The organism is Pseudomonas sp. PS01299 (genome assembly GCF_029960145.1).
Classification (GTDB): domain Bacteria; phylum Pseudomonadota; class Gammaproteobacteria; order Pseudomonadales; family Pseudomonadaceae; genus Aquipseudomonas; species Aquipseudomonas putida_A.
The window spans coordinates 1-12,554 of the sequence record NZ_JASCPO010000172.1 but is presented as its reverse complement, the minus strand read 5'-3'; the positions used below and the strand labels follow the sequence as shown (position 1 = coordinate 12,554).

General features: G+C 61.9%; 13 protein-coding genes. 4 read left to right on the top strand and 9 right to left on the bottom strand.

The window, feature by feature from the left end; translation table 11 throughout:
• The first annotated feature begins 109 nt into the window (after positions 1-109).
• The 4 genes from QMX91_RS22905 (at position 110) to QMX91_RS22890 (ending at position 1,951) form a co-directional block, all read left to right on the top strand.
• Entirely contained in the window at positions 110-763 is a 654-nt protein-coding gene (locus QMX91_RS22905; RefSeq protein WP_282413425.1) for an HD domain-containing protein, read from the top strand.
• A 97-nt stretch (positions 764-860) separates the two neighbouring features.
• Positions 861-1,205: a hypothetical protein gene (locus QMX91_RS22900; protein ID WP_096794893.1), complete on the top strand. Its 345-nt coding sequence runs from the start codon at positions 861-863 to the stop codon at positions 1,203-1,205.
• A gap of 44 nt (positions 1,206-1,249) precedes the next feature.
• Positions 1,250-1,507, top strand: coding sequence for a hypothetical protein (locus QMX91_RS22895; protein WP_096794892.1), 258 nt, complete (start codon positions 1,250-1,252; stop codon positions 1,505-1,507).
• A gap of 63 nt (positions 1,508-1,570) precedes the next feature.
• Positions 1,571-1,951, top strand: coding sequence for a Rho termination factor N-terminal domain-containing protein (locus tag QMX91_RS22890; protein ID WP_134787064.1), 381 nt, complete (start codon positions 1,571-1,573; stop codon positions 1,949-1,951).
• A 116-nt stretch (positions 1,952-2,067) separates the two neighbouring features.
• Here QMX91_RS22890 and QMX91_RS22885 read toward each other — a convergent pair whose 3' ends face one another.
• From QMX91_RS22885 to QMX91_RS22845, 9 genes are all read right to left on the bottom strand, one after another.
• Positions 2,068-2,997: a PfkB family carbohydrate kinase gene (locus QMX91_RS22885; RefSeq protein WP_098965007.1), complete on the bottom strand. Its 930-nt coding sequence runs from the start codon at positions 2,995-2,997 to the stop codon at positions 2,068-2,070.
• Positions 2,990-4,456 (bottom strand): cytosine permease, encoded by a 1,467-nt coding sequence (locus tag QMX91_RS22880; RefSeq protein WP_098965008.1) that lies wholly within the window; start codon positions 4,454-4,456, stop codon positions 2,990-2,992. Before QMX91_RS22880 ends, QMX91_RS22885 begins: the two co-directional genes overlap by 8 nt.
• Before the next feature lie 216 nt (positions 4,457-4,672).
• Positions 4,673-5,671, bottom strand: coding sequence for an ADP-ribosylglycohydrolase family protein (locus tag QMX91_RS22875; RefSeq protein ID WP_282413424.1), 999 nt, complete (start codon positions 5,669-5,671; stop codon positions 4,673-4,675).
• Positions 5,668-6,381 carry a GntR family transcriptional regulator gene (locus QMX91_RS22870; RefSeq protein ID WP_027612372.1) on the bottom strand — a complete coding sequence of 238 codons (714 nt, stop codon included), beginning with the start codon at positions 6,379-6,381 and terminating at the stop codon, positions 5,668-5,670. The genes QMX91_RS22875 and QMX91_RS22870 overlap by 4 nt, the downstream gene beginning before the upstream one ends.
• Positions 6,382-6,650: 269 nt before the next feature.
• On the bottom strand, positions 6,651-7,619 hold the full coding sequence (gene araH / locus QMX91_RS22865; RefSeq protein WP_027612371.1) for an L-arabinose ABC transporter permease AraH: 969 nt from the start codon (positions 7,617-7,619) through the stop codon (positions 6,651-6,653).
• A gap of 12 nt (positions 7,620-7,631) precedes the next feature.
• A complete protein-coding gene (gene araG / locus QMX91_RS22860) occupies positions 7,632-9,176 on the bottom strand; it encodes an L-arabinose ABC transporter ATP-binding protein AraG (RefSeq protein ID WP_282413423.1) in 1,545 nt (514 codons plus the stop codon).
• Positions 9,177-9,209: 33 nt separating this feature from the next.
• Entirely contained in the window at positions 9,210-10,214 is a 1,005-nt protein-coding gene (locus QMX91_RS22855; RefSeq protein ID WP_027612369.1) for a substrate-binding domain-containing protein, read from the bottom strand.
• Between the two features lie 278 nt (positions 10,215-10,492).
• On the bottom strand, positions 10,493-11,311 hold the full coding sequence (locus QMX91_RS22850; RefSeq protein ID WP_282413422.1) for an SDR family oxidoreductase: 819 nt from the start codon (positions 11,309-11,311) through the stop codon (positions 10,493-10,495).
• 270 nt (positions 11,312-11,581) lie between these two features.
• A complete protein-coding gene (locus tag QMX91_RS22845) occupies positions 11,582-12,457 on the bottom strand; it encodes an SMP-30/gluconolactonase/LRE family protein (protein WP_135296330.1) in 876 nt (291 codons plus the stop codon).
• Between the last annotated feature and the right edge of the window lie 97 nt (positions 12,458-12,554).

Sequence of the window (12,554 nt, the reverse complement as noted above, 5' to 3'; positions counted from 1 at the left end):
GGGCTTGCTCGCGCAAGCGGTCTGACAGACAACAATGATGGTGACTGGATTGACGCCTTCGCGAGCAAGCCCGCTCCCACAGGAACTTCGCCAGTCTGAAAGGATGCTCATGAACACTGAGATTTTTATGCCCGTGGAGTCGCTTGCAGCAGCACTGCTGCCCCACGCCCTCGAACCCGGCGACGACGGCGCCCACGACCTCGCCCATCTGCAACGGGTCTGGCACAACGCGCGCACCTTGCAGGCCGAGGAAGGTGGCGACCTGGAAGTGTTGCTCGCTGCCGTGCTGCTGCACGATTGCGTGTCCGTGGAAAAAAACTCGCCGCTGCGCTCGCAGGCTTCGCGTCTCGCCGCAGAAAAAGCCGCCAGCGTGCTGGCCGATCTGGACTGGCCCGAAAGCAAAATCAGTGGCGTCACCCACGCCATCGAAGCCCACAGTTTTTCCGCCAACATCACCCCGCTGACCCTCGAAGCGAAACTGGTCCAGGACGCCGACCGTCTCGACTCGCTGGGCATGCTCGGCGTTGCCCGCACCTTCTACGTCGCCGGGCGCATGGGCAGTGCGTTGTACGACCCGCGCGACCCTGAAGCCAAGGAGCGCGACTACGATGACACACGCTTCTGCCTCGATCACTTTCAGACCAAGCTGCTGCATCTGGCCGATGGTTTCCAGACTGGCGCCGGTCAGCGTCTGGCGCAGATCCGCCATCAACGCCTGAAGGGTTTCATGGAGCAGTTCAAGGAAGAAATCGGCCTCGACTGATAATCCTGTGTCTCGACCGTTCGTCGCTCATCAGGCACCAATCCGATTCAAGGGCAGACCAAACACAGGTAAGGAATTCAATCACTGGAGAAGCCCTATGATCCCGTCAAGGTTGACTGCCCTCGTATTCAGTGCCCTGCTCTGCCCAGCGGTCTTCGCCGCGTCCACCACCGCAGCGGGCACAGGCCCCACCGATCCGGTTCCATCACCGCGCGCCCCGGCCATCAACAGTGCCCCAGGCATGAACACCGATGGCTCCGGGGTTCCATTGATCAACCAGCCACCTGCCACTGGCACCGACCCACGCACCCAAGGCAGCGACCCCGGCCGCCAGGGTGGCATGAACACCCCTGACTCCCCCGCCACACCCGATAACGCCGGCCCCGGCATCGGCTCGAAAACCACCACCGGTGGCTCGGGCTCCGAGGGCGGCAGCCAGTAGTTCGCCGACGCGAGCGTCCTATTCACATCCATGAAGAGGTAACCATGAACGTCGATAAAAACCTGGAAAAAGAAGTCCTCACCCGCCTGCTGCATGCCCATCCGAGCGGACTGGGCAAAGAGGTGCTGGACAATTATCGCGGCGAGAAAGTGGTGGCCAGCGCCCTCGCCTCTCTGCAGGATCGCGGACTGATCCACCACGGTCATGTGACCTGCAACGAGGCCGGCGAACACTCGTTGAATCTGCCGATCAAGCTCAGTGCGGCTGGCGTCGAAGCGGCGCGCAAGCTGGATCTGCAGTAGACCTCAGGCCGCTCGCTGCCGGTGCGGCGAGCGGCCGAATCTGCACACAAGAGGAGAAATCCCATGCCTCGTGGAAGCAAAGACAAATACACCGCCGAACAGAAGCGCAAGGCCGAACACATCGAAGACAGCTATGAGAAAAAAGGCTTGTCGAAGGATGCAGCCGAGGCGCGTGCCTGGGCGACGGTCAACAAACAGTCGGGCGGCGGCGAAAAGGCTGGCGGTTCCGGACGCAAGAAACCGGCGAGTGCCAAGTCCGAAGACCGCAAAGAATCATCGCGGCGAGCGGTGGCCAGTCGCGGGGGACATGCGCGCGACAGCAAGGCCTCGCGCGAGACGCAGACTCTCGACAGTCTGCGCAAAGAGGCGCGGGCGAAGAACATTGCCGGGCGTTCTTCGATGCGCAAGGATGAGTTGATTGCGGCGTTGCGCAAGGCCGGCTGATCCATATTTTGTGCTGAGCCGTATGGCCTCTTCGCGAGCAAGCCCGCTCCCACATTGGAGTTGTGAAAGACGCAAATCCCCCCTGTGGGAGCGGGCTTGCTCGCGAAGGCGGTTGATCAGTCGCCGCAGGACTCGCGGATAAACCCATCCACTTCAGCCGCGCCCGGCGCAGTCGCCGGCCCCCATCGTGTCACTGCCAAAGCCGCTGCCGCATTCGCCCGCCGCGCCGCCTCATGGGCGGGCAAACCCTGCGCCAACCCGGCGACGAACACCCCGGCATGGGCATCACCCGCCCCGTTGCTGTCCACGGCTTTTACCGCAAACCCCGGCACATGCCGACGCTCGCCACGCTGCTGAATCCAGCAACCCTGTGGTCCATCGCGCACCACCATCAGCACATCCTTGGGCAGATGATCCGCCAGCCGATCCAGCGCTTGAGCAATGTCTGCAGCCTCGGTAAAGCGCAACGCCTCGACGCTGTTGCTGGTCCACACATCAATGCGCGGCAGCAGCGCCCGCATCAACGGCGAGTCCGGCGACTCCACCAACGGCCCCGGATCGAACACCACGTTGATCACCTCCGGCAGCGCCAGCGTCCAGTCCAGCAGCGCCTGCGCCTTGCCTGCGTGCAGCAGGCTGTAACCGCTTACATAAACGTAGTCGCCCGCCTCGGCCGCCACGCTGTTCAAGTCCTCTCCGGTCACCTCACCTTCAGCGCCGATGTAGGAAATGAAACTGCGCTCGGCCGACGCATCGGTCAGCGCCACGCATATCCCGGTATCGCGTTGTGCAGGCATCTGGATGCCGATGTGAATGCCTTCATCCTTCATCGCCTGACGCGCCAAGTCACCAAAACGTCCGGAGCCATGGCGACCGAGATAAACCACCGGCAAACCATTGCGTACGGCTGCGGCCATCACGTTGAAGCCGCCGCCAGCCTCGAAAGCGGCAGACTGCGCCAGCACATCGCCGCCGACTTGCGGCAACTGATCCACGGCCATGACCAAGTCGATAATGACCTGGCCGGTGTGCAACATCTTAGGCATGAGCATTCTCGACTTGCGCGGCGCGACGATCTTTCGCCCCGCCGAGAACCAGGTAAATGCCACCGGCCACCACGAAGGTCACGATCCAGCCGAGGCCGTTGTGGCCCAGCCACGAGTCGGACAAAAAGCCCTTGAACCAGACGTTCTCGGCCGTGGTGCCGATGGTGGTGAAACTGAAGCCGAGCACGATGGCAATCGCCCACGCGCCGAACGCGCGCCACTCGATGCCGCCGCGATACCAATAGGCGCTGCTCGGGCTGACATCGAGCAGGTCTTTGGGGCTGTAGTAGTGACGGTGAATCAGGTCGACGACGAAGATCCCCACCCACGCGGTGATCGGCACCGCCAGCAGCGAAATGAAGGTGATAAACGGGCCGTAGAAGCTGTCGGCAATCAGCATGAAGTAGATCGAGCCGGCGAAGATCGCCACGATGTCGACCACCACCGCGTAGACGCGTTTGACCTTCAGACCGAGGGTCAGCGTGGTCAGACCGGCGGAGTACACCGACAGGTTGTTCGACAGCAGCAAGCCACCGAACGCGGTGATCAGGTACGGCACGGCCATCCAGGTCGGCAGCATGTCGCGGATGGCCACGATCGGGTCAGTCGCCGATGCCAGATCGTTGTTGCCCACCGACAGCAGGCCGCCGAGGGTGATCAGCAGCACCAGCGGAATCCCCGCACCGAACGCCGCCGAGGCGACCAGCCGTACAGCCTTGACGCTGCGGTGCTGATAGCGCGACATGTCCGCACCGGCGTTAGCCCAGCCGATCCCGGTGCCGGCGGCCATGGTGCCGATGCCGATGATCATCGCGCTCAGCGGCGCTGGCGTAGCGTTGAACACCGCGCTCCAGTCGATGGTCGCGCAGAGGAAGCCGCCGACCAGAATGTTCAGCGCGCCGAACACGTAGGTCGCCCACTTCTGGATCACCAGCAAGGTGGCGTGACCGAGGCCGGAAACCGACAGGGTCAGCAGCACGAAAATCGCGATGAAGATCAGCGTCAGCACTGGCGCACTTTTCGCTTCAACCGGCGAGCCGAACAGGATCGAACACAGCGATAGCAGCACGAATGCCGCGGTGGTGGTGTTGACCGTTTCCCAGCCCAGACGCGACATCAGCGAGACCAGCGTCGGGCCGATATTGCCACGCACGCCGAAGATCGCCCGCGACAGGGTCAGACTCGGCGCGCGGCCACGGCGGCCGGCAATCGAGATGATCCCCACCACCGCGAACGAACCGGCGGCGCCGACGATGGCAACGATGATCGCCTGCCAGATCGCCAGCCCGCGAAACGCCACCAGCGTGGCGCCCAATGGCAGGCCGAGAATGGAAATGTTGGCGGCGAACCAGACCCAGAACAGTTGCAGCGGATGACCGTTGCACTCGGCTTCCGGCACCGGCTCAATGCCGCGGGTTTCCAGTTGCCCGGCACTTGGCCCGGCGTTTGTTGAACTCATGAACAGTGCTCCTGTTTGCCTTTATTGTGGTTGTGGCAATGACTCAAAACGACAAGACATCTGTGGCCTTCCTCGGCCTGTCTGTGCGATCCATTGCGGGGTAAAAATCCGTAATCCGCAGCGCGCCATTCGCGAGCAAGCCCGCTCCCACAGGAGATTTGTGAACGGCTCAAATCCCCTGTGGGAGCGGGCTTGCTCGCGAAGGCGTCAGCTCAGTCAACGCAGGGTCAACAGCCCCTGCACCAACGGCTCAAGCTCCAGATGATTGACAACCTTCACCGTCTCGATCATCTCGGCAGGCCAGCTCTCAAGACCCAGGCAGGCCCCGAGCATGGCGCCGAGAATCGCCGCGATGGTGTCAGTGTCGCCGCCAAGACTGGCGGCCATGCACAACGCATCGAATGCGCTCATCTCGCCAACGGCCACTTGCTGCGCCAGGGCGAACGACACCACGACCGATTCCTGCGAGGCCACCGAAGTGCCGATCACGTCGTACAGCAGATCCGCCAGCAGCGCCTTGTCGCTATCGACGCTGATGGTTCGCGCCCAACTGATGCGCGAAGCGATGCGCCCGCCGGCCACCCAGTGCCCATGTGCCTCGGCCTGTTGCGCAATCTGCTGGCCAAGGTTCAATGCCTCGCCCAGATCCATGCCGTTGATCCCGGCCGAGACCACCGCCGCCACCGCCGCCGCGCTGGAAATCCCCAGCGTGGTGTTGTGGGTGACCTGACAGGCCTGCACCACGGCCGTAATGAAACGCTCGGGATCGGCGACGTCTGCCGCAATGCCCACCGGAGTGATGCGCATCGCCGCGCCGTTGGTGGTGCCGTAACGCCCGGCCTCCTCCGGCGAATGCCCGGCGAGGATCATTTCAATGGCGCGTTTGGTCGACGGGCCGAGCAGGTCCTGCGACCCCTTGGCCTGCATCTCGGCTTCCCATTCAATCAGCCGTTGGGCGAGGACTGCCGGTTCGATGCGGCCCTTGCCTTCGACCAGCAACTCGCCGACCAGAATCGCCTGTTCGGTGTCGTCGGTAATCGAGCCTTTGGGCATGTTCGCGGCGATCGGTTGCAGAGGACCGGCATCCTGCAGATCGGTGATCCGGCCAAAGCGGGTCTTGATCGTTTCGCGGTTCAACGATTGCGTCGGCATGCCCAGCGCATCACCCAGGGCCAGGCCATAAAACGCACCGAGGGCACGGTTGAGCGCGGTCATTTCGATTCTCCAAATTGCAGGTGCAGGCGGAAATGCACCGGGTCGAGCAGGCTTTCGACCTGCTCCATGAAACGGTTCTGCCGGTCGTAGGTGGTACGCAGGGCCTTGAGGAACACGGTGCCGACCGGGCGCCCGAGCAGTTCGGCGTCTTCGGCATTGAGTGGTTCAGCGCCGATCCACTGATCGCCGCGCTCGCCGATGTAGCCGTAGGCAGCGAGGGTGATGGTCAGCGAGTTGTCGATCAGACCGACGCGCGGCAGGCTTTCCAGGCCGCCGGTGGCCGGCATCAAAGAGCGTTCGAGGGACACCAGCGTGCCGTCGTTGGAACGACGACGGCGATCGAGGGTGATGAATTGGTCGGTGCCGAAGCGCGAAAGCAAATCAGGCCGCGTCACCGCTTCCAGGCGCAGCACTTCGGTGTTGATCAGCGCCCCGCTGTCGGCCAACGCCTGCGCCCAGCCGCTGCGCTGATCGAGCGCGACACCATCGAAGGTGACGATCGAGCCGACCCCGCTTTGCGTGGCGATGTAATTGCGCCGCTTCAGTTCGGCCAGCGCTTCGCGCAACGTGCCACGGCTGACGTTGAATTCCTGAGCCAACTGATGCTCGCCGGGCAACAGAAAGCCGTCCTCCATGAGGCCGCTTTCAATGCGCCGGACGAGTTCGTCGACCACCCGTTGTTTCTTGTCAAATCGTACCTGTCTAATCATGTACAAAGTGATACCCGAAACGGGCGCGGACGGGCAAGGGAAATTTAGGGAAGGTGACAGAAGGCGGGAGAATCAAAAGCCCCTCACCCTAGCCCTCTCCCGGAGGGAGAGGGGACTGACCGAGCAGTTTCACGCTCTACATCGACCTGAAAAATCCAGTCGATTATGGATTCAGCAAAGCACTTTCAGGTCGATGTATCTCTGAAAGGTCCCCCAATCAGTCCCCTCTCCCTCTGGGAGAGGGCCAGGGTGAGGGGGAGCTTTTGATCTCAGCGTTGTTTCAGGCGATCGATGACGACGGCCAGCAACAGAATCGAACCACGAATCACATACTGATAAAACGTATCAATGTTCTTCAGGTTCATCGCATTCTCGATGATCGCCAGAATCAGCACCCCGGCAATCACGTGGCGGATCATGCCGATCCCGCCGCTCAGCGACACGCCGCCGAGCACGCATGCCGAGATCACCGTCAGCTCGAAACCCTGGCCAATCATCGGCTGCCCGGAGGTCATGCGCGAAGCGAGAATCACCCCGGCGAGCGCGCCGATCACGCCGTGCACGGCGAAAATGATGATCTTGGTCCGGTCAACGTTGACCCCGGCGAGCAATGCCGCCTCCTGGTTGCCACCGATGGCCATGGTGTTGCGCCCGTAGGTGGTGTAGTTCAGCAGCCAGCCGAAGAACAGGAAGCAGACGATGGTGATCAGGATCGGCACCGGCACGCCGAACAACTGACCGTTGCCGAAGACGAAGAACGATTCCTGCGACACGCCCACCGCTTTGCCGTTGGCAAAAATGTAGGCCAGGCCGCGAACGATCTGCATGGTCGCCAGCGTGGTGATCAACGCGTTGACCCGCAACTTGGCGATCACGATGCCGTTGATCAGCCCGACAATCAGGCCCATCACCAGCGCTGCGCTGACGCCGAGGAACACGCTGTTGGTGTCGCGCATCACCACCGCCGCAACGACCCCCGCGCAGGCGATCACCGAACCCACCGACAAGTCGAAGTGACCTGACGCCAGGCAATACAGCATGGTGCACGCGGCAATGCCGGTGGTGGAAATCGCCAGACCCAGCCCGCGCATGTTCAGCGGCGAGAGGAAGTTATCGATCAGCAGCGTGCAGGCGACGAAGATACCGATCGCCGCCAGCAGCATGACCCAGTCGTCGAGGAAGCGCCGCAGGTCCAGCGGTTTGCGGGGAGTCGGCAGCGCCTTGTTTTGGATGGTCATCATAGTCACCTCTCAGTTCGCCACGCCGTCAGCGCGATGGCGCGGCAAAGCCAGTTGCAGCAGGTTGGATTCATTGGCCTGGTCGCGGCTGACTTCGCCGCGCAGCGCGCCTTCGCAGAGCACCAGAATGCGGTCGGAAATGCCCATCACTTCCATCAGGTCGCTGGACACCACGATCACCGAGATACCGTCGGCGGCCAGGTTATGGATGATCTGGTAGATCTCGGCCTTCGCGCCGATGTCGATGCCGCGAGTCGGCTCATCGAGCAGCAGCACCTTCATCGGCATCGACAGCCAGCGACCGAGAATCGCCTTCTGCTGATTGCCGCCGGACAGGAATTTGATCTGCTGACCGGCGTGCGGGGTTTTGACTTTCAGCGCCTTGATCTGCTTGTCGGCGTTGCCCTTCTCCCACAGCCCGCGCAGCAGGCAGCCGAGGCTGGCATTGGCGCGGCGCGCGCTGATGTTGATGTTCTCGGCAACGCTGGCCAGCGGGATGATCCCCTCTTTTTTCCGGTCCTCGGGGCACAGCAGGATCCCGGCGGCAATCGCATCGCGCGGTGAGCGCAATTTCAATTCATGCCCCCGCAGTTCAAGGCGTCCGGCGGTGTTGCGCTCAAGCCCGCTGAGCAAGCGGAACAGCTCGGTGCGCCCGGCCCCGACCAGGCCGAACAGGCCGAGAATCTCGCCCTTGTGCGCCTCGAAACTCACCGGCTCACGCAGCCCCGGGCCGAGCAAACCGTCGACCTTCAGCGCCACCGCGCCGCGTGGACGGCTGCGGTAATCGTAGATGTCCTGGATGTCGCGGCCGACCATGCAGGTCACCAGTTGATCGTGGGTCAACTGGCTCATGTCATCGAAGGTGCGCACGTAACGGCCGTCCTTGAACACCGTCACCGCATCGCAAATGCGGAACACTTCTTCCATGCGATGCGAGACGTAGAGCACCACTTTGCCCTCATCGCGCAGGCGACTGATGATCGCCATCAGACGGTCGATTTCGCGCGCCGAGAGGCTGCTGGTCGGCTCATCGAAGGCGATCACATGCGCGCCACGGGACAGCGCCTTGGCGATTTCCACCAATTGCCGCTGACCGAGCGACAGGCGCCCGACCTTGGTCTGCGGATCGATTTCATCGGCCAGGCCCTTGAGGCAGGCCAAGGCATTCTGGCGCAGGACGCCACGATTGATCAGGCCGAAACTGGCCGGCAGATGACCGAGAAACAGGTTCTCGGCCACGCTCATTTCCGGTACCAGATGCAGCTCCTGGTGAATCACCGCGACGCCGCTGCCGATGCTGTCGGCGGTCGACTTGAACGCCATGGTCTGCTCGCCGATCTGCAACTCGCCGCTGCTCGGAATGTAGGCGCCACCGAGGATTTTCAGCAGGGTCGATTTGCCGGCGCCGTTCTCGCCCATCAAGGCGTGCACCTGCCCTGGATGGGCGACGAAGCTGATGGCGTCCAGCGCCTTGACCCCGGGGAAGGTCTTGCCGATCCCGTTGAAGCGCAGGCTGCCGCCGGCGCTGCTTGCATGTGTCTGTACTTGCGCGTGCATCTGAGTCACCTCTTCACACCGATCGAGCAGCCATCAATTCCACAGGCCGATTTTTTCCAGCTCTTGCTTGAAGTTCTCACGGGTGATCAGGGTGACGTCGTCCATCGCCGTGTACTTCGGCGGCTCTTTGCCGGTGGTGACCCACTCGTACATCATCTCGGCAGTCTTGTAGCCTTCGATGTGCGGGCTAGGCAGCATCGAGCCGAAGAAACCGCTGTTGGGCTTTTTCAGCTCGCCGATGGCGTCGGTGCCATTGATGCCGATGCCAATCACATTGGCCGCAGCGAACCCGGCGGCTTCGGTGGCGCGGACGCCGCCGAGCACGGTGTTGTCGTTCATGCCGCCAATGATCAGGTTCTTCGCTGCGCTGGGCAGCTTGACCAGCGCCGAGTTGGTGGCGTCCATGCTGCCCGGCACGTCGAGGGTTTTCAGTGCGGCGGTCAGGATGTGGTCTTTCGGCAGGCCGGCGTCTTCGAGCGCCTTCATCGAACCGTCGGTGCGCTTCTTGCCGGTGTCGAGTTCGTTGTAGGTGTTGACCACCGCGTAGGTGTCTTTCCAGTCCCAGTTGCGTTTCTTCGCCTCGGCGACCATCGCGTTGCCCTGCTTCTGGCCGACTTCGAACGCGGCCATGCCGAGGTACGGCACGTCCTCCATGAACTTGCCGTTGGCGTCGACGAAACGATCGTCCACGGCAATCACTTTCAGGTCATTGAGTTTGGCTTTGGCCATGATCGCCGGGCCGAGCGAGACGTCCGGCGGGCAGATCACGAAGCCTTTGGCGCCATTGGCGGCGAGGCTATCGATGGCCGAGAGGGTTTTCTCGCCGTCTGGCACGGCGATCTTGATCAGTTCGAAGCCTTTATCCTTGGCGGCTTTTTCAGCAAAAGCCCACTCGGTCTGGAACCATGGCTCTTCAGCCTGTTTGACCAGGAAACCGATTTTCACGGCATCGGCAGCGAGCAGCGTACTGCTCAGACTGAACGCGGTGACCGCCAGGGCGGCACTGCACAGGGTACGAATCCCGAAACGACGTTTCATAAGCTGACTCCTTGTTATTTTTTTTGAGCAAATTAAACAGCTTGTGGCGAGGGAGCTTGCTCCCGCTGGGCTGCGAAGCGGCCCTAAAACCGGTTACCTCGGTCAATCAAACACACCGCGCAGCCCGAATTTACGACTGCTGCGCAGCCGAGCGGGAGCAAGCTCCCTCGCCACAGGTGTGGTGGCGTGACACGTACTGCTGCAAAGCCTGTTGAAAATAGTCATATCGTATGATGATTGGATTTCACGCGGAGTTCACCGCCTGAAACACGATCCACTCAGTCGTGGTACATCACCGAGCGCCCACCATCGATGGTGATGCACGAGGCGTTGATGAACGGCGCTTCATCACTGGCCAGAAACACGGCGGTCATCGCCACTTCGAGCGGCTGGCCGATGCGTTTCGGCGGGTGCAGATCGAATGCTCGCTGACGCTCGGCGTGCGGATCGGCAAAACCGTTCCAGTAATCGACGTTGAGTTGCGTCTCGATGTACCCCGGGGCGATGGCGTTGACCCTAACGCCCTTCGCCGCATATTCGATTCCCAGCGCTCGGGTCAGCCCAAGCAGGCCGTGCTTGGCTACCGGGTACGGGAAACAGCCGGGAATGATGTGGCTGGAATGGGTCGAGGCGATGTTGATGATGCTGCCGACACCCTGCTCGATCATCTGCGGCAGCACGGCTTTGCAACCGTACCAGGCGCCGTCCAGATCGATGGCGAAGCAACGACGCCAGTCTTCTTCGGTCATTTGCAGCGGGTCGCGGAACACGTTGACTCCGGCGCAGTTGACCAGCACGTCGATGCGCCCGTGCAGTTCGATCGCCAGTTTGGCCATGGCGTGCAAGTCCTGCTGGCGCGAGACGTCAGCCTTGATCGCCTGCACGTCGTAGCCCTTGTCGCGCCAGTGGGCGGCAACCTTCTCGACCTTCTCTGCCTGAATATCGCTGATCACCAGTCTGGCCTGCTGCGAGGCGAAGGTGGCAACGATGGCTTCGCCGATGCCTTGAGCGGCACCGGTCAGCAGCACCACTTTGTTTTTCAGACGCTCACCCTTCGGCGGCGCGGGCACCGGCGGCAAGGAAAGAGGTTCAGCCATGGATCAGGACTCCTGTTCGTCAGCACAAAAAAACCGGGCATCTGTCGATGTCCGGTCTGGAAGACTGTGAAAACGAAACAGGCAGGCGCGGCGAGCGACGCCGGGCCGTTGCGAGACGCTGACTCCGCTGAGGAGTGCGATAGAGGTTCGCTGCATCACTTCACCTGTTTTGTTCTTTTTAAGTGTGAGTGCGTGTTACTGCTGGAGCCGACTATAAACCCGACCGCCAAATAATCTCAATATATAATTTTGCATCCCATATTTTGGGATTTAGCCAGCGAAGCGTGTGCAGAGTTTGCCCGGCACATCGACCCTCATCGACAGGACTGCGCCATCCAGTGGATGGTTGCGCGGACTCTGGGCGCTGGTGATGTACAGGGTTTTCAGGTCTTCGCCGCCGAATACGCAACTGGTTGGCCGGCTGACAGGCAGATCGATTTTGCGGTCGACCTTGCCGTCCGGCGTAAGGCGCAGCAGGCAGCTGCCGTCCCAACGGGCGTTCCAGACATAGCCCTCGGCGTCGACTGCCGATCCGTCCGGGCCACCATTCTGGTCAGGGCCATACCAGATCTCGGCGTTATCCAGATTGCCGTCGGTGTGAATGAAATAGCGATTGAGCGCCCCGTCGAGGCTGTCGCCGAACAGCAGCGTGGTGCCGTCGTCGCTCCACAGCAGCGTGTTGGGAATGCCGAGACCGAGCAGCAATGGCGTGACACGCTGGTCGGGGTCAATGCGGAATAAGCCACCGGAACGACGCTCGATCGGCAGGTCTTCGCCGTTGTCACCGATGTTGTTCTGCATGGTGCCGAGCCACAGTCGGCCTTGGGCGTCGCAGCGTGCTTCGTTGGGCCGATTGCCGGGTTGCGGGTCGGCGATGCAGAACAAAGTCAGGCGTGGTTCGAGGCCCGGGGAATCGAGATCCAGACGATAGACGCCGCTGCTCAGGGTCACCAGCGCATCGCCGCTGGCACAGGGGATGAACGCGGAAACGTGCTCGGGCATCTGCCAGATCTGCACATTGTTGCCGATCAGCCGCAGCGCCTGCTTGCCGGCGATATCGACCCAGTACAGCGCCTGGGTCGGGGCGTCCCAGAATGGCCCTTCGCCGAGCCTGGCGCGGTGTTGGGTTACGGCGGTCAACGGCATATTGAATCCTTCATGTTGTTGTTCTAACTGTAGGAGTGAGCCTGCTCGCGATAGCGGTGGGTCAGTGACGACGATTGTGACTGACCCACCGCTATCG

Excerpts from the sequence above, each read along its gene's own strand:
- QMX91_RS22905 (WP_282413425.1), top strand. The coding sequence starts at position 110 with ATGAACACTGAGATTTTTATGCCCGTGGAGTCGCTTGCAGCAGCACTG.
- QMX91_RS22900 (WP_096794893.1), top strand. The coding sequence starts at position 861 with ATGATCCCGTCAAGGTTGACTGCCCTCGTATTCAGTGCCCTGCTCTGC.
- QMX91_RS22895 (WP_096794892.1), top strand. The coding sequence starts at position 1,250 with ATGAACGTCGATAAAAACCTGGAAAAAGAAGTCCTCACCCGCCTGCTG.
- QMX91_RS22890 (WP_134787064.1), top strand. The coding sequence starts at position 1,571 with ATGCCTCGTGGAAGCAAAGACAAATACACCGCCGAACAGAAGCGCAAG.
- QMX91_RS22885 (WP_098965007.1), bottom strand. The coding sequence starts at position 2,997 with ATGCCTAAGATGTTGCACACCGGCCAGGTCATTATCGACTTGGTCATG.
- QMX91_RS22880 (WP_098965008.1), bottom strand. The coding sequence starts at position 4,456 with ATGAGTTCAACAAACGCCGGGCCAAGTGCCGGGCAACTGGAAACCCGC.
- QMX91_RS22875 (WP_282413424.1), bottom strand. The coding sequence starts at position 5,671 with ATGACCGCGCTCAACCGTGCCCTCGGTGCGTTTTATGGCCTGGCCCTG.
- QMX91_RS22870 (WP_027612372.1), bottom strand. The coding sequence starts at position 6,381 with ATGATTAGACAGGTACGATTTGACAAGAAACAACGGGTGGTCGACGAA.
- araH (WP_027612371.1), bottom strand. The coding sequence starts at position 7,619 with ATGACCATCCAAAACAAGGCGCTGCCGACTCCCCGCAAACCGCTGGAC.
- araG (WP_282413423.1), bottom strand. The coding sequence starts at position 9,176 with ATGCACGCGCAAGTACAGACACATGCAAGCAGCGCCGGCGGCAGCCTG.
- QMX91_RS22855 (WP_027612369.1), bottom strand. The coding sequence starts at position 10,214 with ATGAAACGTCGTTTCGGGATTCGTACCCTGTGCAGTGCCGCCCTGGCG.
- QMX91_RS22850 (WP_282413422.1), bottom strand. The coding sequence starts at position 11,311 with ATGGCTGAACCTCTTTCCTTGCCGCCGGTGCCCGCGCCGCCGAAGGGT.
- QMX91_RS22845 (WP_135296330.1), bottom strand. The coding sequence starts at position 12,457 with ATGCCGTTGACCGCCGTAACCCAACACCGCGCCAGGCTCGGCGAAGGG.